The 21,437-nt window shown below is 63.0% G+C and carries 17 protein-coding genes; 8 read left to right on the forward strand and 9 right to left on the reverse strand.

The features are described 5' to 3' along the window. Positions 1-649: 649 nt before the first annotated feature. On the forward strand, positions 650-823 hold the full coding sequence (locus G3M57_RS04305; protein ID WP_163228965.1) for a hypothetical protein: 174 nt from the start codon (positions 650-652) through the stop codon (positions 821-823). A 40-nt stretch (positions 824-863) separates the two neighbouring features. Here G3M57_RS04305 and G3M57_RS04310 read toward each other — a convergent pair whose 3' ends face one another. Next, the gene (locus tag G3M57_RS04310) at positions 864-1,247 is read right to left on the reverse strand and encodes a hypothetical protein (protein WP_163228967.1); all 384 of its coding nucleotides are present in this window, start codon (positions 1,245-1,247) and stop codon (positions 864-866) included. A gap of 72 nt (positions 1,248-1,319) precedes the next feature. Here G3M57_RS04310 and G3M57_RS04315 point away from each other — a divergent pair, with 72 nt between their 5' ends. The 3 genes from G3M57_RS04315 to G3M57_RS04325 all read left to right on the forward strand — a co-directional run bounded on the left by G3M57_RS04315 (position 1,320) and on the right by G3M57_RS04325 (position 4,659). Continuing rightward, positions 1,320-2,885 carry a recombinase family protein gene (locus tag G3M57_RS04315; protein ID WP_163228969.1) on the forward strand — a complete coding sequence of 522 codons (1,566 nt, stop codon included), beginning with the start codon at positions 1,320-1,322 and terminating at the stop codon, positions 2,883-2,885. A 20-nt stretch (positions 2,886-2,905) separates the two neighbouring features. Next, complete coding sequence (locus G3M57_RS04320) at positions 2,906-3,760, forward strand: plasmid partitioning protein RepB C-terminal domain-containing protein (protein WP_230983818.1); 855 nt, start codon at positions 2,906-2,908, stop codon at positions 3,758-3,760. A 77-nt stretch (positions 3,761-3,837) separates the two neighbouring features. Then, positions 3,838-4,659: a plasmid partitioning protein RepB C-terminal domain-containing protein gene (locus G3M57_RS04325; protein WP_244322604.1), complete on the forward strand. Its 822-nt coding sequence runs from the start codon at positions 3,838-3,840 to the stop codon at positions 4,657-4,659. A 345-nt stretch (positions 4,660-5,004) separates the two neighbouring features. Here the strand turns inward: G3M57_RS04325 and G3M57_RS04330 are convergent, their stop codons facing one another. The 4 genes from G3M57_RS04330 to G3M57_RS04345 all read right to left on the reverse strand — a co-directional run bounded on the left by G3M57_RS04330 (position 5,005) and on the right by G3M57_RS04345 (position 11,690). Continuing rightward, positions 5,005-5,979 carry a glycosyl hydrolase gene (locus G3M57_RS04330; protein WP_244322606.1) on the reverse strand — a complete coding sequence of 325 codons (975 nt, stop codon included), beginning with the start codon at positions 5,977-5,979 and terminating at the stop codon, positions 5,005-5,007. 33 nt (positions 5,980-6,012) lie between these two features. Next, positions 6,013-6,909 (reverse strand): 3'-5' exonuclease, encoded by an 897-nt coding sequence (locus G3M57_RS04335; protein ID WP_163228975.1) that lies wholly within the window; start codon positions 6,907-6,909, stop codon positions 6,013-6,015. A gap of 202 nt (positions 6,910-7,111) precedes the next feature. After that, the gene (locus tag G3M57_RS04340; protein WP_163228977.1) at positions 7,112-10,579 is read right to left on the reverse strand and encodes a DUF4062 domain-containing protein; all 3,468 of its coding nucleotides are present in this window, start codon (positions 10,577-10,579) and stop codon (positions 7,112-7,114) included. Continuing rightward, complete coding sequence (locus G3M57_RS04345; RefSeq protein WP_163228979.1) at positions 10,572-11,690, reverse strand: hypothetical protein; 1,119 nt, start codon at positions 11,688-11,690, stop codon at positions 10,572-10,574. Before G3M57_RS04345 ends, G3M57_RS04340 begins: the two co-directional genes overlap by 8 nt. A 277-nt stretch (positions 11,691-11,967) precedes the next feature. Between G3M57_RS04345 and G3M57_RS04350 the strand changes: the two genes are divergently transcribed. Beyond that, complete coding sequence (locus G3M57_RS04350; RefSeq protein WP_188916202.1) at positions 11,968-12,492, forward strand: restriction endonuclease; 525 nt, start codon at positions 11,968-11,970, stop codon at positions 12,490-12,492. Between the two features lie 95 nt (positions 12,493-12,587). On the opposite strand, the gene G3M57_RS04355 is transcribed toward G3M57_RS04350, so the two are convergent. Together G3M57_RS04355 and G3M57_RS04360 are read right to left on the reverse strand one after the other, a co-directional pair. Continuing rightward, entirely contained in the window at positions 12,588-13,499 is a 912-nt protein-coding gene (locus G3M57_RS04355) for a DUF4928 family protein (RefSeq protein ID WP_163228983.1), read from the reverse strand. A gap of 41 nt (positions 13,500-13,540) precedes the next feature. Continuing rightward, the gene (locus G3M57_RS04360) at positions 13,541-14,875 is read right to left on the reverse strand and encodes a DNA cytosine methyltransferase (RefSeq protein WP_230983816.1); all 1,335 of its coding nucleotides are present in this window, start codon (positions 14,873-14,875) and stop codon (positions 13,541-13,543) included. On the opposite strand from G3M57_RS04360, the gene G3M57_RS04365 reads away from it, so the two are divergent. From G3M57_RS04365 to G3M57_RS04375, 3 genes are all read left to right on the forward strand, one after another. Then, positions 14,874-15,785: a protein NO VEIN domain-containing protein gene (locus G3M57_RS04365; protein WP_163228985.1), complete on the forward strand. Its 912-nt coding sequence runs from the start codon at positions 14,874-14,876 to the stop codon at positions 15,783-15,785. The two genes, G3M57_RS04360 and G3M57_RS04365, sit on opposite strands and share 2 nt — an antisense overlap. Before the next feature lie 43 nt (positions 15,786-15,828). Beyond that, the gene (locus tag G3M57_RS04370; protein WP_163228987.1) at positions 15,829-16,452 is read left to right on the forward strand and encodes a DUF2971 domain-containing protein; all 624 of its coding nucleotides are present in this window, start codon (positions 15,829-15,831) and stop codon (positions 16,450-16,452) included. Between the two features lie 105 nt (positions 16,453-16,557). Then, the gene (locus G3M57_RS04375; protein WP_163228989.1) at positions 16,558-17,250 is read left to right on the forward strand and encodes a hypothetical protein; all 693 of its coding nucleotides are present in this window, start codon (positions 16,558-16,560) and stop codon (positions 17,248-17,250) included. 24 nt (positions 17,251-17,274) lie between these two features. On the opposite strand, the gene G3M57_RS04380 is transcribed toward G3M57_RS04375, so the two are convergent. Both G3M57_RS04380 and G3M57_RS04385 read right to left on the reverse strand, forming a co-directional pair. Then, positions 17,275-17,691: a hypothetical protein gene (locus G3M57_RS04380; protein WP_163228991.1), complete on the reverse strand. Its 417-nt coding sequence runs from the start codon at positions 17,689-17,691 to the stop codon at positions 17,275-17,277. Between the two features lie 202 nt (positions 17,692-17,893). Then, on the reverse strand, positions 17,894-21,280 hold the full coding sequence (locus tag G3M57_RS04385; RefSeq protein WP_163228993.1) for a TM0106 family RecB-like putative nuclease: 3,387 nt from the start codon (positions 21,278-21,280) through the stop codon (positions 17,894-17,896). Positions 21,281-21,437: the final 157 nt, after the last annotated feature.

Here is a 21,437-nt window from a genome sequence, read left to right on the forward strand (position 1 = left end):
TTCGTTACCATTCAGCTATCGCCCAGGTGCGAGCTCATCCAATGTCAGAGAGGGGTCAGACCGGGCTGTCGCCGACAGTCACGGCGGCGGATCGGGGCAAAAAAGCATTCTTTCGTGAAAGGGTGCAGCTCCGCGTTTTCACACAGCCTCAGTCAAAGACGGTCAAAACTTGAAACTTGGTCTTTGAGGTCAGCGACCACCACCTGCGACCGCCTCGCATTATCGACGGTCTTAAGTTGCAAATGGGTACGTCTTAAGTTGCAACGACACACGACACATATATGGGGCCAACTTAACGCTGGCCGGCTAAGGCGTTGAAATCCCTCAATTGGCTATTTTTGCCAACTTGGCGGTCCCAACTTAAGACTGACCCTGGAGCGCGCAATCCAACTTAAGGCCGTCCGCGGATCTTGACCCGACGACCTTAGGGCGGCAAAAATATCGGCGATTACAAAGACTTGTTGTTTACATGCGTCTACGTAATGTCGACGTCGTGTAATCGTCTACGCGCCGTCGGCATGACAGCGACGCTACGCCGTCAAAACGCCGTCAAAACGGCGACGCTAGATCCGGCCGTGGCCGCGATCGATGGCGGCGAAGCCTGCCAAAGGCTAGGCTAGAATCCGAGCTGACCTGATCTGGACCGCCCATGGCCGTGCTGACCACAACCCGGGATCAAAACCGCGTCGCCGCCGCCGCCCGCAAGGTGGGCGGCTACAGCGTCCTGATCAGGCTTTCAAAGGAAAGACTGACCGCGCCTATCGGCTCGGTGCCGATGCGCGACCCGCGGACCGGCCAGTGGAGCTATCGCAAACCCGACTGACACGCCGGCCGCTGCGGCCGCGCATCTAGACTTTGCCCGGTTACCCGCGCCCCTGGCAGCGATCGATGGCGTTGACCGCGCGCACCAGGGCCGGCCGCAGGCTCATGATGCTGGAGGCTGGCACGAGATCATGCCGCCCGCAAAGCGCCAGCACCGTAGTCAGCACTTCGTCGGAGCAGCGCATCAGGGCCACGAGGTTCTCGCCGCTGGGGCCGTTTCGGCCATCGATCCAGTTGCGCACCGTCCGCTCGTTGGTGCGAGTGATGCGGCCGATTTCCTTAAGCGCCGAAGGGGTTTGCCCCCATTCGACCAGCATGGCCGCGGCGATCGCATCGCTGAATGGCGGGCCGTCCACGACGCTTTCGACGTGAAAAGTTTTTCCGGATTCTGACCGAAAATTTCGGTCGTTCTTGGGAAAAGACATTCCTAAATCCCTCGTCTAACCTCGACGCCATGAGACTTACGGCCCCATGTCCGGCAGCAATCGGCGTTGACGATGATCGTGGCGAACCCAGCAACAGATGTCGGATCTGACCGCAAAATAGTCCGCGCGGCGCAGTACGTGCGCATGTCGACCGAGCATCAGAAATACTCGACGGAGAACCAGGCCGACGTCATAGCCAAGTACGCTGAGCAGCGAGGATTTGAGATTGTTCGAACCTATGCTGACGCTGGCAAGAGCGGACTGCGCCTGGATGGTCGCCAAGCGCTGCAGGCGCTGATCGCCGATGTGCGGGCAGGCAAAGCCGATTACAGCGCGATCCTGGTCTACGACATCAGCCGCTGGGGGCGCTTTCAGGACGCGGACGAGAGCGGCTTTTACGAGTACGTCTGCCGTGAGGCGGGCATTGCTCTCCACTATTGCGCGGAGCAGTTCGAAAACGACGGCAGCCTAAGCTCGACGATCATCAAGAGCATGAAGCGGGCGATGGCTGGCGAGTACAGCCGCGAGCTGTCGGTCAAGGTTTTCACCGGGCAATGCCGCCTGATAACGCTCGGGTTCCGGCAAGGCGGCCATGCGGGATATGGGTTGCGGCGCCAACTGGTCGACGAGCATCGCGCGCCCAAGGCCGAGCTCGGTCGCGGTGAACAAAAGAGCCTGCAGACCGATCGAGTCGTCCTGCGACCCGGCCCGCCGGAAGAGGTCGAGGTCGTGCGCCGCCTCTATCGGATGTTCGTCGTGCAGCGGCGCTCGGAGACGGAGATTGCCGCTCAGCTCAACGCCGAAGGCCTGGTCACCGACCTCGGCCGGCCGTGGACGCGAGGCGTCGTCCACCAGATCCTGACCAACGAGAAGTACATCGGCAACAACGTCTACAATCGCGTCTCTTTCAAGCTGAAGGCCAAACGCGTCACCAACGATCCGGACATGTGGGTGCGCGCCGACGGCGCCTTCGAGGGCATCGTCGAGCTGGATTTCTTCGAGGCGGCGCAGCGGATCATCTTCGATCGCAGCCGGCGGTTCACCGACGAACAGCTTCTTGAGCGGCTTTCGTCCTTGCTCAGCCAGCGAGGCTGGCTCTCGGGTCTGGTGATCGACGAGATCGAGGACATGCCGTCGAGCTCGACGTTCCGGCATCGGTTCGGGAGCTTACTACGGGCCTACCAGCTGGTCGGCTTCTCGCCAGCGCGGGACTATCGATACATCGAGACCAACCGTGCGCTGCGGGAGCTTCATCCAGACGTCGTCGCCGGCGTCATCGCGGACATTCGAGGCGCGGGCGCCAGCGTCGAGCGCGATCCGCACACCGACCTGCTGCAGATCAACGATGAGTTCACTGCATCGCTGGTGATCGTGCGTTGCCACCAGACGCCGGCCGGGAGTCTGCGTTGGAAGGTTCGCCTGGATCAGGGGCTGCGGCCGGACATCACCATCGCCGCCAGGATGACATCCGACAACGCCGCGGTGCGCGACTACTATCTGCTGCCCTGGATCGACGTCGGCGCCGCGGCGAACCTCAAGCTGGCGCCGGACAACCACATCGGCCTGGACGCCTACCGCTTTGATGACCTCGACGGTTTCGTCGATCTCACACGGCGTACAGCGTTGCGTGCGGCATGACCCAAGCCCCCGAAGTCCGGATGGTCGCGGTCGACGCCATCACCGTCATCAATCCCAGGGTCCGCAATCGCCGGATCTTCCAGGAGTTGGTCACCAGCATCGCCCATCTTGGCCTCAAGAAGCCGATCACAGTCAGTCAGCGGCCCGGCAAGCAGCGCTACGACCTGGTTTGCGGGCAAGGGCGGCTGGAAGCCTTTATGGCGCTGGGCCAACCTGAGATCCCGGCCATCATCATCGAAGCCAGCGAGGACGACTGCTTCGTAATGAGCTTGGTCGAAAACCTGGCGCGCCGACAGCATACACCGCTGGAGCTCGTCCGCTCGATCGGCGCGTTGCGCGAGCGCGGCTACAGCTATCAGGAGATCGCCGGCAAGGTCGATTTCAGCCCCGAGTACGTCTACGCGATCTGCTACCTCCTGGAGAACGGCGAGGAAAAGCTGATCAACGCCGTCGAGCGCGGCGTCATCCCCCACACCATCGCCATGGAGATCGCCAAGGCCAAGGAGGGCGAGGTGCAGCAGGCTCTTGCCAAGGCCTATGAGGAAAAGGCGATCCCCGGCAACCAGGTGTTGGCGATCCGGCAGATCATCGAGCAGCGCAACGCCAGCGGCAAAGGCTTGCATCACCGCTCAAGTCCCCATCGAACGAAGGGGCGGGTGACGTCCGAGGCGTTGATCCGCGCCTATCAGCGCGAAACCGAACGACAGCAGCAGCTCGTCAAGCGCGCCTCACTGACCCAGAGCCGGTTGATGTTCGTCACCAATGCGCTGAAGCGCCTCCTCGCCGACGACCACTTCGTCGCCTTGATGAGGGCCGAGGGCGTCGGTTCGGTGCCCAGCGCGCTGGCTGAGCGCATCGGCTACGATCGGGGCTGACGATGCGAGACGAGGTGAAGATCTCCTTCGAAAAGCAGATCGTGATCTTGTCGCTCAACGACATCCTGCCGTCGAAAATGCTGCCGCCGGCGGTCAAGGAATCCGCGAAGTACCGCCGGATCGCCGCGTCGGTGGCGCAGTTGGGCCTGGTCGAGCCGCTCGTCGTCTCCCGGCCCAAAAGCGGCGGCCCCTATCTCCTGCTGGACGGCCACGTGCGCTTCAGCGCCATGCGCGATCAGGGTTCGAGCCAGGCCCGCTGTCTGATCGCCTCCGATGATGAAGGGTTCACCTACAACAAGCGGGTCAATCGGCTGGCGACGATCCAAGAGCACTACATGATTGTCCGCGCGCTTGAGCGTGGCGTCTCCGAGGAAAAGCTGGCCCGGGCGTTGAACGTCGATGTCGGCGTGATCCGCGCGCGGCGCCACCTGCTCAATGGCATCAGCGCCGATGTCGCCGAGCTCTTGAAGGACAAGCCGGTCGGCATGCACGCCTTCCAGAAGCTGCGAAAAATGAAACCGATCCGTCAGCTCGAAGCCGCCGAGCTGATGGTCTCGGCCAACAACTACAGCGCCAACTACGCCAAGGCGCTGCTGGCGATGACCAAGCCCCCGGACCTCCATCACCCCGAAGACCTGAAAAAGGCCACGGGCCTGAACACCGAGCAGATGGCGCGGTTGGAGCGCGAGATGGCGGCCGGCGGCCACGACTATAAGGAGCTCGAAGCCTCATACGGCGATGACATGCTGCTCCTGGTCATCGCCGCCGGCTTCCTGGAGCGGCTGCTTTCGAAGTCAGAGGTCGAGCGGTTTCTCGCCACCAGACACGCCGAGATCTTGGAGAATTTCAGATCGATCGTCGCCGCGGCGTCGCTGGACCAGGTCCAGGCCGCAGCATGATCCATAGGATGGGGACCGGGACCCGAAAGCGCCGGGACCGTCGGAGAAGCCGCCGGAGGGGCGGATCAAGGGCGGTGGCGGGAATGGCGGCGATCCCGCCCGGAGCCCGCTAGGCCTGCCGTCATAGGGCAGGCCGCGTAGCCTGCTGCGACCGATGTTGTTGGGCATCAGCCGCCATTTGGCGCTAGGACTCCTGTCGACGGGGTTTGGCTGGAAAGAAGCACTGGATGGATTATGGCACCGCGCTCACGGCAAACCACACCGCAGCGTTGGACTGGTTTGCAGCTCATGCGGGCGAGACGGTTCCGTGGTCCGACCTCAACAAGCGCGACCAGCGCCTAGCCATTATTCCCAAGGGCACCGCTCCGACGCATAGTAGGCCTTCAGGCGAGCAGGGTCGTTCTGAGCCGGATCCATCAGCCAACGGGTGTGCCAAGTCATGAACCACAGCCAATCGGCTTGAGGCCCGAGCAGCGACGGCTCCGGAATGGGGCCGTTTTCGTGCAGGCAGATCGGCACGGTGTCGCCGACGATCGCCTTCACCGCTTGGAACATCGGGGCCAGATCGCCATGATCGTCGACGTAGATGTCGGCGCCCGCGACGTCGACCTGCTCGCGTCCCGGGTACCACGCCGGATCTACGTTCTGACCTGCCCAGCCCAGCACCCAGATCAGATTGTCGAGGCCGCGGCGATGGGTGAATTCGTCGTACATCAGAGCCCAAAGCGCCTTGAAGGCTTCAGGGCCATGCTTGCCCCACCAGAACCAATCGCCGCTGAACTCGTGCAGCGGCCGCCAGAGCACCGGGACCTGCCGGTCGCGCAGCACCGCCAGCAGATCACCGATCGTTGCCAGGTCGCGGTGAAGCGCGGCGCTCTGGGCCGTACCAGGGCGGAGAGCTGCGACCAGGTCGAAGGCCTTTTTCGAATTCTCGTATCCCGTGCCGATGTCCGGCGCGCCCCAGTGCCAGCATAGCGTGACGATCCCGCCCGAACGATGCCAGGCCGTCGCCCGCTCGTTGACCGCCCCGTTGTCGCGCGGCTCGATGTAGTCGAGACCCAGAAGTGCGGGCTCACGGCCCGTAACGCGCTTGATGTAGTCGAGCTCGACGCGCGGCCCTGCTCGGGCCACGCCAAGTTCCTGCTGGCCCGTTAGCGTCTTGCGGCCATAGAGCCGCCAGAGGAAGTCATAGAGGGCGCGGGCTTCGGCTGATGCGCTGGGATTGCTCAAGTGGCGCGAAAGCGGACCGGCTCTGGACGCTCCGGGCAACGCCGCGATCGCCAGCCCATTGGCGAGCGCTGATCGTCTTGAAAATCGCATCGCCCCCTCGCCATCCAGCCTAATCGCAGGCCCTCAGCATCGCTCTGAAAACCGGTCGTAAGCATCGATCCGTCGCGTCAGGGGATCGATCTGACCACTATAGATTTCCTGCCGCAGGAACGTCAGCTCCGCTTCTTTGTCGGCGTCGGCGACATCGACATACCAACAGCGCGCCGGCACGCTGTCATCGCCGTTCCAGCGATAGCCGCGCGCCTTGAGCCGGTCCTTCATGGCGAAGGGCGAGTTTTCGGCCCAGATCCGCCAAGTCGGTGTTCGCGCACGCTCCAACAGCAAGGCCAGGGCAGGCACACCGCTCTTGGGTAGGTCGAGGGCCAGAAGCTCGATGGCCGCGGCGCAATCGTTCACCGCCCGGTGGCTATCGTAGAAGAACCCCGCTCCCGCAGCCAGGTAGGCAAGCTTGACGCCCTCGTGTCCCTCCGCGCTCCAGTCGACCTGGCTCATCGAGCAAGCCCAGGGCTTGGTGCGGAAGACCTCGCTGAACCGCTCGAGGAAGCGGCGATCGAAGGAAGCGTTGTGAGCGATGACAAGGGCGGCCGGGGCGGCGACGGCCGCCACGGCGTCCAAATCGATGGTCTTGCCCGCGACCATGGCGTCGTCGATGCCGGTCAAGGCGGTGATCTCGGCGGGGATTGGTTCGGCCGGCTGGCGAAGGCCCTGGAAGGGCTCGCCAATCTCATAGATCCGCCCGTCCAGCCCATAGCGGAATGGGATCATCGCCAATTCGATGATCTCGTCGCGACGCCAGTCCAGGCCCGTGGTTTCGACGTCCACGAACAGACCCAAACGGGTGATGACGCCGTCCGGAATCGCGGTTGGCGACCGGGGCGCAAGGCGGCGTAGCACGCGGTATTCGCCGCTCGCCCGCAGCGTCGCCGCTATCACCTCGAGATCTAAAGCCTGCTCCGCCATAGATCCCGCATATCACCTTCGACAGCTTCCAAGCCAGTCGGCACCCACGCCGCGATCCACGGCCCCATTAATGCAGAAACTAGATGTGCCGCGTGGTCGCCGACATTGATCTGTGGCTGGGCGGAAGCCGGTCCGAAGCGCGCCGGGCGAACGTCATCGGCCATGCTCCACAGCAACCGGTTCGTGGTTCGCATCTTTGGAATCATCGAAAGACCTGCATGAGCAGATCACGCAGCTTGGAGCCGTAGGTCTCATCGTCGACCGTCTTGCCCAAGGTCGCGTGGACAACCTCCTGCAGGAAGCGCCCCAGCATCGTTTCCAGCTCCGAGCTGTGCTCCTCGTTGGCTTGCAGCTGCGTCAGAGCATCGGGCCGGACGATCATGACGATCGGCGTTTCTTCGTCACCTTCGGGAACAATTCTCGCCGTGCCGACGGCGGTGTCCTTCAGCCCTTCTTCGAAAAACTCCGACAGAATTTCAGAGTCATTGGCTTGGGCCAAGACCAGGACGTCGACAGCCGCTCCTTCGGGAAGGCCATCTCCAAAGAGGATCTCGGCTAGCTCGTCGCCAAAGGCGTCGAGGAAAGAGCCGATGCAGAGGGCGACAAATATGGACTCCGGGCGCTTGCCCTCGTCTCGAATTGTAAAGAGGACCCGATCGTCTTTGCCGAGGTGAATGATCTGAATGAAGTCATCACCGGGGCGATGGCGAAAGATCAGCCGATCGAAATCGCCGATGCATAGCGCCGCGAGAGTGAAGAGATCTTGCGAGGAAAACTGCCGGTGCTTTCCAAAGCCCAAGACCGCCAGGAGCAGCAGCGAACCCAACGCAGGCCTGGTCGTCAGGCGTTTGACCTGGGTCACTGAGAGCAAGCATCGGGTGAAGTTTGCGAACCACCAGTCGTCCTCGCCGATGTCGAAATTTCGAACGAGAACGCCCAGAACGTGAGGAGCGATCGAACGAGGACACCGCTCAAGCGCGACCCTGAGCGCTTCAGCCCAAACGCCGCTTCGGCCAAGCGCACTGGTGTCGAGCGTCGCGCCAAACGCGCGCGCGATCACCTCGGGAGCGTTGGCCACGTCTTCCAGCAGCGCCATCAAAAAGCGCAGCAGCCTCTGCGCTTCGTCTTCGTCATCAGCCCGCAAGTACGCGGCGACGGCATTGGCGTAGTCGTCGATCGCTTCGGGCACACGGTCTTGCCACCGTCGAGAGTCTCCGCGCTCCTCTAGGGCGTAGCCATATTCTGACCAGGCAAAGCTATCGGAGAACAAACCTACGGCATGCATGGCGTACTGTTCGGCGCGTTCGGCGTGAGCGCGTCGCTCGGCGCCGCTGGCCCCCTCCGCCGCTTCGTTCTCCGTCAACGCCAGAAGATGAGAGCTGCGACCTTCGATATCGAGCCGCCCAACTTTCTGCCCGTTCTGTCCCGAAGCTCTATAGGCGGCTATGGCGTCTTCCATCCGGCCGGCCTCTCGCAGAACGTTACCGAGCACCGTCTGGTTGATGGCGACGAGATACTGGTCTCCGAGGGCCTCCCCGATCGCGATGGCCTCATTGGCCATGGTCTCGGCTTCTTCGTAGCGTTTCTCGCGGCGCAGCTTTGGGACAAGAAGATTGCAAAGCCAGGCGCGATAGCGGGGCGAGCGCTGCTCGCCCGCGAGCGTCGCCCGAAGGCGTTCGGACTCGGCCGCGCCGCTCGGCGAGATCGACAATGCGCCGATCAGATTTCGGGTCGCAATGTCGACGCCATAGGCGTCCTTTTGATCGATGAACATCTCGCGGGCGGTCCGGAACACCGGCGCGGCGGCCTCGACCTCATTGGCGCCGAGAAGCGCGACCCCCTCTTCGATAAGCAAGCGGGCGTGGTCCTCCGCTCGCCCCTCGTCTTTTGCTTCCTGTGCCAACTTGCGGATACGAGCCAAGGCCGACACGCTGGGCGAACGGCGCAGGATGATCGACGCCTGCAAGACGTCGATCGCACGTTCGGTCTCAGCGTCGCCGATGGCCTTGGCGATGGAGAAGGCTTCATCAAGTAGGGCTGGGGCCTCGTTGGGGCGGCCTTGATGGGCCTTCGTGTCGGCCAGCGACATCAAAACCGAGATTAACGGCCCGTGCTCGGCGCGGTCGCGGTAGTAGACGGCCAAGAATTCCAGCGCCTCGATCAGGTGCCGGGTCGAACCGGTGTAGGCCGCCTCTTGAACGGATCGGTTAGCCAGTCGCTCGGCGAGTTCGGGGTCGTCGTCGCGCCGCAGCGTGAAGGCCGCCCATGCACGGCCCGTCCGCGCAAGCTGTTTGGCCAGACGGTCCAAAAAGAGCGCGCGTAGCTGAGGGTGTTCAGCGAGACGGGTGATTAGGCCATCACGGTAGAGATCGTGAACGAACGCATAGCCCGCGGGCGTCTCGATCAGGACGTCAGCGAGCGGTTCGAGCTTATCGGCGATGGCGGTCGCAGCGCCTACCGAGCCGCCGACCAGCGAGGTCAGGTCGGAGAGCCCAAGTGGCGTGGGCGAAAGCGCCATATAGCCCAGGAGCTCACGCGTGCCGGCGTCGAGCACCTCGAAACTTTGAACCGGCGAGGAGCCGCCTGCCGCGCTTCGCACGGCGATGGGCAGATCGCCGGCCTTTGCCGGAACGCTCGCCCCAGCGATCGACTGCAGCGTCACCAGTTCTTCGAGCGTGAAGGCGCTGACCTCAAGGCGCTCACCAGGAAATTCCGGCGCGATGTCACGGCCCACAATGACGACCGAGCCGGCCCCGCTGGCCGCGAGACACTCGCCCAGCACCGACCAGATCACGCTGACGTCGTCGGGATCGTCCAGGACGAGCGGCCATTGCGTGGCTGACTTCCATCGCGAAAGCAGCAGCGCACGCGCGTCCTCGAAAACCGGAACGCCGAGCTCGGCGCCGTCGGCGACGCCCAGGGCGCTAGCGATCTCGACGAGGGTCGAGCGGGGATCGAGGCCTCGCGCGTTGACATAGGGCGCGGATCGCTCGGCGGCCCATTCGGCGGCGAGCGCGGTTTTACCGGCGCCGGCGACCCCGGTTAGCCAGACAATCCGGCCCAAAATCGCAACCTGGGTCAACTTGTCCAGCAGCGCCGTCCGGCGAACCCTGAAGGGGCTGCCGCGAAAGATGCCTTCCAGCAGAGACGCCGCTGAACCGGCGACAGACCCCCCACTCTGGTAGCGAGCGACCCGATCAGAAACTAAGGCGGTGATGTCGTCGCGAATGCGGTCTTCAAGGTCTTCGCCCTCTTCGTAGAAGTAGAGGGTGTTGGGGCCAGACATCAGCTCATCCAGCATCGATGTCAGCCGCACATTTCGTTCTGGCGCGGTTTTGAGGACGTAGGCCAAGACGTCCTTGCCCAGTCGCGTGGCCTCCCGGTACTCGTCCTCGAGCCCTGAGATCGTCATGCCCTTAGGCTCATCGACCCACCCGTAGGAGTTTCGATAGATGGCGACGACGATGTGGGCGCCCTGGAGTTTGCGCAGGTAGAACGCGCGCGGCGCCTCGGCCCGCGCCCCTTCTCGCTCGAACTGCACGGGCGTGAAGTTTAGGCCAAGGATCGCCCGGCGGGCGGCTTCCCGCTCAGCGGCGCATTCGGTGATCGTCGAGCTGATAAAGACCTGCAAACGATCGGATAGGGGAACTGTGACGAGCGGCTCAGCCATGGCCGAGCTCTTGTAGCCGTGCGTTCAGGCCGGCCAAGTCGCCCGCTACCCTGGCGCCTTCGTCTAGCCTGCGAACAAGAAAGGCCGCGTCGAGCGCGGCTTGTTCAACAACGGCGTCAATGTCGATCGTGTCGGGCTTGAACAGCGCTGACGCCGGTTCAACGATCACCGACCTGATGCTGTCGAGCATCGACAGCCGCTTGACCTTCCCATTCGGGTTGTAGGCCAAAAAATCCGGTATGCGCAGATTGCAGATCGCTTGTTCGGCCTGCCATGGCGCGCAGCCCGCCGCCTTGGCCTTGTCGATCAAAGCTATCCCATCCTCGCGATGGCGCAGAACATGCAGGGTTTTGGGCAAGGCGGCCTTCAGGCGACGTTGTCGTTGGCGCGACATGGCGTCGGGCGATCGATCAGGTTCTGGAAAGCCCCTCTTTATGTCTGGCGGCCCTTCCTCATGCGCCCTCACCATGGAAAAGGCCGGTCGGTCTTCTAGTCGTTGGTAGATATTTACGCCTGGCAACATGATCGCATCAGCTCTGTTGGGGCTAAATCTGATCGTGTTTATTGGCATGCCCGAGCGCGCGACGGGCTGCTCACCCACAGTAAGAATTATCGGCGCAATCGGCTCATTGGAATACTCTGCAAGGTTCTCGAGAAACGGCTGACGGGTGTCCAGAGGCTTAGAAATGCTCGTTGATAGGAGTGTCGGCTGGTTTGCCGTATCAAGGCCTGTGAGGCGCAAGCGCAGCAACTCAGGTTGCTGAGACAGCGAGATCACATAGCCGGGTCCGTCGAACAGAATTTCAAGGTGGAGCGCGTTGGGGCCGACGGCGTCGCTCCATTCACGGATCAACGCCATCGCCGATTTCATGCCCGCGAGGTTTGTCCCCATCAAGCTAATGAAGGGCGGTCCCTGCGGCCCCCAAAACCCGTACCCGCAGCCCGTAAAGCCACCGACGCTCAGCCGCCGGATGAGCTCCATATTGGCCGCCGCCATCTCCGTGGCCGGCCAGCCCCAGTCGTAGCCGCCAGCATCAGCCTGGAGCGCGACCTCGTAGGCGCCCTTTGGCGTTGGCTTCGCGCGCTTCTGTTGCTGCTTCTTCTTAGCCATGATGCAACCGATGCTTACAGTGTCGCGCTACCGCACGCCAATGCTCAGCTTGCAATTTGGGCACGTCACTTTCGGTCGCCCTCACCCCATCCGTGCGCCGAGCGGCGTAAACCAAGGCCTTCGAGCTTGGCGTATCCGCCAACTGCAAGGTTGAGATCGATCGACGCGATCGCAGGTCTGCGCGATTTGTTTTCGCGGGCGTCGTACGCGTTACCGTTGTAGTTGTTATGCTCGCCGTGCTCTTGGACGACCTGCAAGCCACCTGTAAGGCTTGATCATGGTCAGGCCTGTAACGCCCCTCACGACCCCGGACATCGCCGCTGAACGGGCGCGCGTTGTGCCTCGCGCCTACGCTATCGCCCAAGCACCGAACCTTCCGTTCGGCCTGCAGTCGCCGCGCCAGTTCGAACTGCTGGCGCACGCATTGTTGGAGGCCGAGATCGCGCCTGACGGATTTTACGACCGCGTGGCCCTGATGCCCGACGGGGCCGATGGCGGCGCCGATTTGTTGCTCTACGCCGGCGCCCATCTGGCCGGTGTCGTCCTATGTAAGCATTACGTCACGCGGATCGGCAGGGACGTCGTCCTGACCGAGCTGATCAAGTTTCTCCTGGTTTCCCTGGCGAGCGACAGGACCTTACCGAAAGCTTGGCGCTATCAATTCTGGACGGCCGGGAATTCGACGCGCGAGGCCGTAGCGTTCTTTAGCGATCCCGCTGAAGCGCTACGCGCAATCAGCGACCAGGAAATGGACGCCCTGATCCGCGCGGCCCGGGCCCCGATCAAGGGTCTCGCCGAATAGCCTTGGACCAGGACCTGCTCGAAACCCTGCGCGGCCAGATCCGTTCGATCGCGCCGACCCATGTGGGTCCCGAGAGCTTGGCTCGGCGCCTGGCCTCAACGCGGCGCGGCGATCTCAATACGAAGAGAAGGATCGGTCTCCACAGCGCTGACGATGGCGTTGTAGCGCTCCAATAAGCTCTCGAGCGCCGCGCTTCGAGACGAAACGCTCTGTCCCTGGCGATCCAGAATATCGGCGGCCAGCCACTGCTCGACGTCGAAGACATCGACCCGCTCGGCGATGCCGGCGTTCTCCGCTAGGCCCACAGCGAGGCTAACGCCACGCCCGCGCGTAATGATGATCGGCCGCTGACCCGCGGCGAGATTGGATTGGCATTTGCGGATCAGCGCCTCGCCCGGCGCGGTCGACACGTGGATCGCCAAGTCCCCGATGGAAAAGTCGCCAGGCCGCTGCTGGCCCTCGTCCTTGGTCGAGGCGGAGTTGTGGGCCACGCCTTCGAAGACGCCTTCGAGCCTGGCGCCGACGAGGTGCTGCATGATCGTGCCAACGACCATGGTCCCCTGCATTTCCTTCTGGCGCGCTTCAGCCTGGGCGAAGAGATGGCTGAAGGTGGTGCGCAAGCCAAGGGTCGGGTCCACTCGCAACACGAACGGCTTGGCCGCGAAAAATTCCCGCACCCGCTCGATCCAGAACGCTTCCGCCGCATCCAGATCGAGCGCGCCTGTTTCCGCCTGGCCATTCAGGAACGCCACATAGGCGCTCATCTTGCCCAGCGAACCGCGGCTCGTGCGGCCGCCTTCCTCGGCTAGAACCCGATCAATGCCATGGCGCGCGAGGATTTGCTGGACCTTGCCCTTGCCGAGACCCAGGACCTGGCCTTCCTTGTCCGTGCGAAGACGCGCCGGGTCGAGCGGCAGTCCCATGGTACGGGCGTGATCAGTCACAACGAGAGGCAGACACAGCGCCCCTTTGGAGCGAATGCCGTGCGCGGCGGCGAACTGCGCCAAGGCGCCCTCGAGCCCGACGGACTGTTCCAGCGCCGCCTGGCTCACTCGGCCGCCATCGATCTGGCCTGGCGTGCGCCGGCGATCAGCGGCTCGAGCAGACAGGCGGCAAGGTGGCGAACGACGGGCACTGCCACGCCGTCGCCGGCCAGATGATAGGCTTCGTTGTAGCGATCTGGGAGTTTGTAGCTCTCGGGCAGGCCCATTAGGCGTGCGGCTTCCCGCGGCGACAGCAGGCGCGAGCGCACGCGCTTGCCCTCGACAATCAGCAGCTTTTGGCGCGAGGAGCCGCCCGCGGGCGTGCGCAAACAGCCCGCCACATCATCAAAGCGCACTTCAGCCCGCACCGAGCGCCCGCCGTCCGCATCCGGCCGCGTCCGGCGATAGAGCGCGCCGACCATCGGGCGCCCGGCCTTCTTAGCCGCCTCGACCTTGCCGCGGTTCACCGGCGACATGCTGTCGAGCAGTTTTTGGGTCTCGGCGACAGTGTGCCAGGCGACGCCTTGCGGCTTTTCTTCCAGCAGATCGGCGAAGCGCTTGGCCTCTTCGGCGGGCTTGGCCACGCCCCACCAAACCCAGCGCTTGGCCAAACTTGGCTTCAGCCGCGCATGGGCGGTGCGCAGCATCGGCGACGACCAAGTCTCGTGGGCCTTGTCGATCACCAGACCGTCGGGAATCTCCACGCCCGATCGCACCGCGACGATGAAAACCCGCGGGCGCGACTGCGGCACGAACCAGCGCGCATCCATCACCAGCGCGCCGAAGCGATAGTCGCTGTCGGCCAGGGTCTGGGCGATCGCTGCGAAGTCCTGGCCATCGTTCGAGGTCAGAATGCCAAGCACGTTCTCCAGGACGACGATCGGCGGCGCTCGGCCTTCTTCGATCAAGCCTTTGACCAGCCGCCAGAACGGCCAGAACGTCCCCGAGCGCGTGACGGCGTTGGCACCCTGCTTGCCCAAGCCCTTGTAGTCGCCAGCTAGCGATAGATCCTGGCAAGGGAAGGAAGCCCAGACAAGATCGGCCACGCCAGGAAGATCGGCGGTGGAGAGCTTGGCGACATCTTCGCAAACAAGGTGCTCACCGCCCCAGTTTTCGGCATAGGCTTTGGCTTTCATCGCATCGAAGTCGTTGGCGAACTGGCAGGTCCAACCCTGGCCCAGGCCCGCGCGGGCCATGCCGCCGCCAGCGAAAAATTCGAAGAAGGTGAAATCCGACACGTTCAAACCATTCCCGATCCCGAATCTCGGAAGAGCCCTTAGAGTCGGGACATACCATGAACAATGCAAAGTCGCAGCCAAGACCACAGCCATGTCTTGAAGAGTGTGGACGTCGCTTAGATTCCCCGCGAAGTTGAAGCTTGGCTGGAAGGTGATGCGCATGCCCCTCGTCTTGACGACGAACGAGTTCGTTCCCAACCCCGACCATGCCTGGAACGATGTCGAGGGCGTGCAGTACCACTACCCCAACGGCTACAAGAACAAGATCCGTCCGGGCGAAGAGTTCGTCTATTACCGCGGGGTGCTGCGCAAACGCGGTCCTCGGGGCCAGGCGGAGTATTTCGGGCGCGGCCGTATCGGCGAGATCACACCCGATCCCGCCACCGTCGGGCAGTCGCGCCCATCCTGGTTCTGCGCGATCGAGGCTTACGTCCCCTTCAATCCGCCGGTTCCCGCCAAGCGTGACGGGGTCTTCTACGAGATCATCCCGCAGAACATGTGGCGCAATGGGGTGCGCAGCATCGATCAGGCGACCTTTGATCGCATCCTCGAGGCCGCCGGGGCGACAACGACGCCGCCGATCGCCGTGCCGATTTCGGCGATCGGTCGGCCCGAGGAAGCAGACGATCTGATCATCCCCAAGGGCAAGGTGGTGGGCGCCGGCAAGGCTGGCGGCGTTGGCTATCGTCGATCCAAGCGCGCCAAGGAGGTAGGCGACTGGGCCGAGCAGTTGGTAGTCGAGCTTCTCAAGACCCAGGGCGGCTGCGCCGACATCGTTCACCGCGCCGCCGTCTTGGAAACGCCCGGCTGGGATATCGACTATCGCGATGAGAACGGCGTCCTGCATCGCATTGAGGTCAAGGGCACAGTCGGAGGGGCCTTCAGCGCCATCGATCTCACCGCCAATGAACTTCGCGCCGCCCAGCAGCATGGGTCCGAATACTGGATCTTCCTGGTTGCCAACTGCCTGACCGATCATCCGCGCATCCAGCGGATCAGCGGCCCCGCCGACAAGCTAACCGCTGGGACCTGGGTCGCCTCGCCAGCGCTTTATAGCGTCAGCCTGGGCTAGGTTCAGCAGCGCATCGGCGGCACCACGAGAGAGATAGGATCAGATGCCCGATTTTGAGGATTTGCCGTTCAACGCGCGGCCAGACATGACGCCCTATCTTGTGCACCTGACCAAGCACTCCAAGCCCGATGACGACTACTCCGCTTTCGACAATCTCGTGAGCATCCTGAAGTCGGGCAGGATCATGCGTAGCACGCCGAAGAAGGGCTTCATCAAGGGAGCCCACGGCGCGAGTTGCTTCATGGACGTGCCATTCGCTTCGATGAAGTACGTCCTGACGCCGGACAACACCGACCCACAAAAGCCTAGGTATCAACCCTACGGAATTGCGATCACCAAGAAGTTCGCCTACGGCGCCGGCTGCCGGCCAGTGCTCTATCTTTCGAACGAGGAGCTGAAGGCGCTTGCTGTTCCGCCTGGTCAGTTGTGGCGCGTCGTTCGGTTTGAGGTCGACCCGGTCAAGGGCTGGATCAGTTGGCTGCACGAGCGCGAGTGGCGGTGCAAAGGCGACTTCGAGCTTCCCACCGGCATCCAGGCTGCGTTCGTCAGGACCTCGAAAGAGGCCGAACGGTTGACGAAGATGGTCGCAAAGGCTCCGGGCGACTTCGCATGCAAGCCGCGATCGGTCATTCCATTCACGGTCCTCTGCCAAGGCCTCCTGACCTAGCTCGACACGGTTTAGTCCGCATCCGCGACGGCGTCGGCAATTCGCGCGACGCACATCCTCGAAAGCATTCCGAGAAACTGCATCGTGGCCCATTGGAGAAGACCGTTGTCGAAAAAAAGCGACTGGCTCATCGCGGCCTGCTGCTTGGCCTATATCAGCGCGGTAGTGGCGCCGACCGGCATCTATGCAGGCGTCTGGAAGCTGGCGACGGGCGAAAAGGCCGCCGATTGGGCGCAGGCGATTGCCGCGTTCGTGGCGCTTCTCGCGGGCGCAGCGGGGCTAGCCTGGCAAGAGCGGCGACGGGACGAGGAGGCGAAGGCTCGAAAGGTCGACCTAGCCGCGGCGGCGGGCACGACCGCTCGCGGGGCCTTACTCCATGTCATCGAGCGCCTGGCGCCCCTGATCCGCAGCGATGCTCCATTCCTCTTTTTGCTCAGGGGTCATCGGACCACGGAAATGGTCGAGGCGCTGCGCAGCATCGACGTTTCCGAGCTGCCCGCCGACGTGGTCGAGCCGCTAGCCGACGTTCGGGGCGCCGTACGAGCCGTCAACGAGCGCATTACTGACGTGCTCGCGCTCGAAGAGAAAAAGCCAGAGGCCAGGGACCGACGACTGCCCAGGCTCGAGAGTAGTGGTCGGGTTTTGGGCGACGCCATCGAGCAGTTCGACCGCCTGCGCGAGGTTCTGGCCAGCCGCTATGGCGTGGAGCTGGCGCCCATATCGGTCCAGCCCGCGATCCAGCAATTCATCGAGGCGGGCCTAGCCGCCAGCGAAAGCTCTACTGCCGCCTATGATTGACCGGCGGCGGGGAAGTCCACGTACTCAGAACGGAATGATCCCTTCGCGGTAGGCCCGGATGATCGGTTCCCGCTTGACGAATTCCCTTCCCGACTCGACCTCCCAATCTGGGTAGGACATGTGGAACGGCGAGGCCAAGGCGCCGATGATTGGCTTTCGCCGCCCGAACTGGTGCGCCGTAAGATCATAGAGGAGATCGCCCGCTCGCACCCAGAAATGGTGTTCATGGCTGCGCTTGGTCCCCTTGATGACCCGGACGTTATCCAGGCCGTATTTCTCCTCGAGCAGGTAGGCGAGGATCAGAGAGACGCTCTCGCAGCTATTCCGTGGGAATAGGCCGGAGAATGGATACTCGATGATGTCCTCATCGCGGTTGCGCTCGAGGAACGCGAGCAACTGCCTGGCGGATTGGTCTAGGTCAGACTTGGTCGGCTTGGCCACGGGTTTCCCCAGATTTGACTGCCCAGTTGCCCACCCAGAGCTCCGGAAAGGGGCAAATGTCCAACGGGTCTTCGCCGACGAGCTGCACGATGACCGCCTTGCAGGCAGCGATCACGTTGACGGTAGCTGCGAGTCCCGACTTCCTTTCGATCCTAAACCCAACTCGACACCAAGCCTTACGCCGCAAAGGCGCGATCACGCTCTATGTCGAGACTTCGAGATACCGGCAAAAGGCGTTGGCCAATTGCATTTGCCTGGGCGTACGGCAGTCCGCCTCGAACACGCTGGGAGACGCAACAAGGATCGACAGGCATTTGGCTCGCGACGTAGCAACGTTAAGACGGTTGGGACTGTAGAGAAACTCCATGCCACGTGGCGCATCCGTATGGCTTGAGGTGGCCATCGAATAAATGGCGATCGCAGCCTCTTGTCCCTGGAACTTGTCGACCGTGCCGATCTTCGCGCCCGGAATTCGACGTTGGATCTCGTAAACCTGGGCGTTGTATGGCGCGATGATCAGGATGTCCTCAAGGGTCACTGGATGGGTGCCCGTGCGATCTGTCCAGGTGGCATGGGCACCGACGAGATCACTGACGATGGTCGCAATGATCTCCGCCTCTTCGAGCGAGGCGCTCTGATTGCCGCTGTGTATGACGGGCACATACCGCAGGCCTGATCCGCCGAACGCCCCGGCACCGTCTAATACCTGCACCTCCGCGCCCTCGCGCGGATGGAGCTTGCTTTCGTAAAAGAGCTCTGAGGTGTAGGCGCAGATGGGCGGAGCAAGCCGCCACGTTTCCTCAAGGAACAGACCTTCTCCTTGGGCGATCGTCTGTTTGCCGTTTAAGAGGTGGTGGAGCGAGGAGCATTCAGTCCCTTCCGGGTGACTGCCTTGCGTCGGCTGATCAAGCTGCTGGGGATCGCCAATCAGCACCAAGGTCGAGGCCGCCTGCGATACCGCCAAGACATTGGCCAGCGACATCTGCGCTGCCTCATCAACGAACAATACGTCTACAGTGTCGAAAGCGTCCGGAGCAGCCCAAAGCCAGGCTGTTCCGCCCGCCACGTGGCACCCCGATCCCAAGGCGCTGAAGAGATCCGGCGCCTTGGTGACAATCCGAAGGCGGTGAGAATTATCCTCCTTCTCCTTCGGCTTTTGCACACACTGGACGTTGACCCCGGTCTCGTCAGCGGCCTCTATAACCTTGTCGAGGAGATTGCGGATGACTGCATGGCTGTTGGCGACCACGCCCACCGTCTTTCCCTGTTCCACCAGGGCGCAGATCATTCTCGCGGCGGTGTAGGTCTTGCCGGTGCCCGGCGGGCCCTGGATGGGAAGCACACCGGCCGCCAAGAGCGGCGCGACGCGCATTGCGGCGTCCAGCGTGGTCTCACCATCACCTCGCAGCGGCACGCCCTGCGCCAGGGGCGGGCGTTGCCTCAGAAGAAGCGCGCGCGCGGCACCGTAGGGTCCATCGCCTAGAAGACCGTGGGCGGCGACATGAGTGGCGAGCCTCACCAGGGACTCCTGCATTGGCTCCGAGCCAACATAGTCGTGGACGAACACCGCTTCAGCATGCACCCCGGCGGTGTTCTTTGTGGTCTTGATGTCGATCGTCAGGGCTTCCGAAGAGATATCTTCGACCGACCCCATGCTCTCGCCCCCAGCCTGGCGAAGTTTGTTACCCGGCCTGACGTCGGTGTCTTGAGGCGGGAATCGGTAGCGATGAATGGGGACAGCCGCAGTGCCGCCGACCACGCCCTCGAAGCTCAATCCCGCCAGTGCCGACTTTTCGTCCACCAGTTCCTCGGCGCCAAGGTCGCGGAGCCGGAAGAACTCCCACCAGACCGCCTTGTCCTCGCGTCTGTGCCAATCGAGCATGTTGGCCAGGAGCCAGCGTCCATGTTGCTCGGGCGTCCGCTCCAATGGATCGGCAGGGACGTCGGCGGACAACGCCTCAACGAGCGGACCGATTTTGGCGAGCCAGTCAGCCACCGTCTCGGACGGCGCGCCGTCGCCGGCTTCTGGACGGGTGATCGCGGCGCCTTGAGCGACCTGGTCGGCGCGGAGGCCTTCGAGCCAATCGCGAAGGTGGCGCGTCGCGACGCAGTCTTCACGATTGTAGGCCTGCACGGTGGCGCAATCAGCCTCATCGACGGCGGCGAGGTCGCTTAGCTCCAGGCTGGTCTGCAACCGCGTAAGCGCGAGCCTGGCGTCCGGAAGGCTGGTGTCGCGGACAAAGCCGTAGAGCGGCTCAAGCTTCTTCAGGGAGTAACTTTCGACGCCGGCCCTAACGCTTTGGCGAGCGATGCTCATGAGATCGACGGGCAACAAACCACGAAGGATGCGATCGAGCTCATCTTCCCTTGTGGCGTATCGGCCCATCAAGCGCTTTAGGGCCCCGGTCTCGTAGCCACCGAAATGGTAGATATGCAGGTCCGGAAACTGAACCCAGCGGGCCATGATGAAGTCGACAAAGGCCTCGAAAGCCACCTTCTCGTCGGTGCGGTTCAGCGCCCACAGAGGCGTGTAAACCCACTCCCCAGCATCAGTGCGGTGCTCGTAGCCGAGCAGATACTCAAGCCCATGTTCGCCGACAAACGGGTCAGATTCAAAATCTAGGAAGACGTCGCCCGCTGAAGGCTCAGGCAGGCGCGAAAGCCCCAACCCTGCTTGGGGCGTGAGCACCTCAAAGACATTTTCACCGCTCTCGCGGGCCTCGACCTGCACGCGGGCCTGTTCGCGAATACGGACGTAGGATTGCGCGGCGCCTCTTTCCGGCTTCCACGTCAGCGGGATCGGCATGGCGGCCAACTGCGCGGTCGTTTGCACTGTCCTGCTGGCCAACTCCACCATCTGATTTTTCGAGATTCCAGCCACCAGGCTGAGATGGTCATCTGCGCGGCGCCTCTGATCGCAACTGTCACGCCACCGGCAGATTTCGCAATAAGGGTTGGGGTCGGGATAGGTCTCACCCTCCGCCTTGGCGATGGCGCCTTCCAGGCTGCGGCGTACAACGCGATAGTAGGCGGCGAAATCCGCCACCCGGTAGGTCTCGGACTCAAAGTCCGTGTAGGGCGCGACAACGTGCATGAACTCGGGCGGTCGTCCCTGCACGCCCGCAAGGAGGTCCGCGTACAGGCTCAACTGCAGAACCGTGCTGCCCTTAGTTTCGCGCGCAAGCTTGGTGTCGAAGATTTCATAGGACCATTCGCCCAAGGCGCTCGGCTCAGACACGCGGCGAAGCACGTCCGCCTTTCCTGACCAGGCCCCCGTCTGCAGCGCGCCCTGCACCACGACATCGGCACCGCCTTTCAGCGCCGCCTTGGTCTCCTCGACTGCGTTCGCGGTTATGTCGACGCCGGCGATGGTGACCACCTCCAGCCCCTGCTCGATCAGGTGATCGACATAGCTCGCTTCATGTTGCTTGCCCCGTTCCCAAAGCGCTTCAAGCGCCGGGTCCCAGACCTTCGGCGGCCCTAAACCACCCTGCGCGACCAGCCGATCAAGGTTGGTCAGATGGCGGCAGTTCAGGTGCCCCACCAGGTCGGTGGCGCTGAGCCCGATCGTGTGTCCGTCGTATTTCATGTACCATCAGAAACAGTTGAGCTTGTTAAGGTCAACAACCGGCAGTTTTGAGGAGCTCCGTCGAACCACCCCACTAGATGCCGAAAGCCTCCATGCAGCACCTGCAATGGGGATCAGGTCGACTTGGCTCAGCACAGATTGCCGTCGCTGCATCAGC

This window comes from Caulobacter rhizosphaerae (assembly GCF_010977555.1).
Classification (GTDB): Bacteria; Pseudomonadota; Alphaproteobacteria; order Caulobacterales; family Caulobacteraceae; genus Caulobacter; species Caulobacter rhizosphaerae.

Bases quoted from the DNA above. Each gene is read 5' to 3' on its own strand.
- G3M57_RS04305 (WP_163228965.1), top strand. From the start codon at position 650: ATGGCCGTGCTGACCACAACCCGGGATCAAAACCGCGTCGCCGCCGCC.
- G3M57_RS04370 (WP_163228987.1), top strand. From the start codon at position 15,829: ATGCCCGATTTTGAGGATTTGCCGTTCAACGCGCGGCCAGACATGACG.
- G3M57_RS04330 (WP_244322606.1), bottom strand. From the start codon at position 5,979: ATGCGATTTTCAAGACGATCAGCGCTCGCCAATGGGCTGGCGATCGCG.
- G3M57_RS04325 (WP_244322604.1), top strand. From the start codon at position 3,838: ATGCTGCCGCCGGCGGTCAAGGAATCCGCGAAGTACCGCCGGATCGCC.
- G3M57_RS04320 (WP_230983818.1), top strand. From the start codon at position 2,906: ATGGTCGCGGTCGACGCCATCACCGTCATCAATCCCAGGGTCCGCAAT.
- G3M57_RS04335 (WP_163228975.1), bottom strand. From the start codon at position 6,909: ATGGCGGAGCAGGCTTTAGATCTCGAGGTGATAGCGGCGACGCTGCGG.
- G3M57_RS04310 (WP_163228967.1), bottom strand. From the start codon at position 1,247: ATGTCTTTTCCCAAGAACGACCGAAATTTTCGGTCAGAATCCGGAAAA.
- G3M57_RS04340 (WP_163228977.1), bottom strand. From the start codon at position 10,579: ATGGCTGAGCCGCTCGTCACAGTTCCCCTATCCGATCGTTTGCAGGTC.
- G3M57_RS04385 (WP_163228993.1), bottom strand. From the start codon at position 21,280: ATGAAATACGACGGACACACGATCGGGCTCAGCGCCACCGACCTGGTG.
- G3M57_RS04345 (WP_163228979.1), bottom strand. From the start codon at position 11,690: ATGGCTAAGAAGAAGCAGCAACAGAAGCGCGCGAAGCCAACGCCAAAG.
- G3M57_RS04365 (WP_163228985.1), top strand. From the start codon at position 14,874: ATGCCCCTCGTCTTGACGACGAACGAGTTCGTTCCCAACCCCGACCAT.
- G3M57_RS04315 (WP_163228969.1), top strand. From the start codon at position 1,320: ATGATCGTGGCGAACCCAGCAACAGATGTCGGATCTGACCGCAAAATA.
- G3M57_RS04360 (WP_230983816.1), bottom strand. From the start codon at position 14,875: ATGCGCATCACCTTCCAGCCAAGCTTCAACTTCGCGGGGAATCTAAGC.
- G3M57_RS04350 (WP_188916202.1), top strand. From the start codon at position 11,968: ATGGTCAGGCCTGTAACGCCCCTCACGACCCCGGACATCGCCGCTGAA.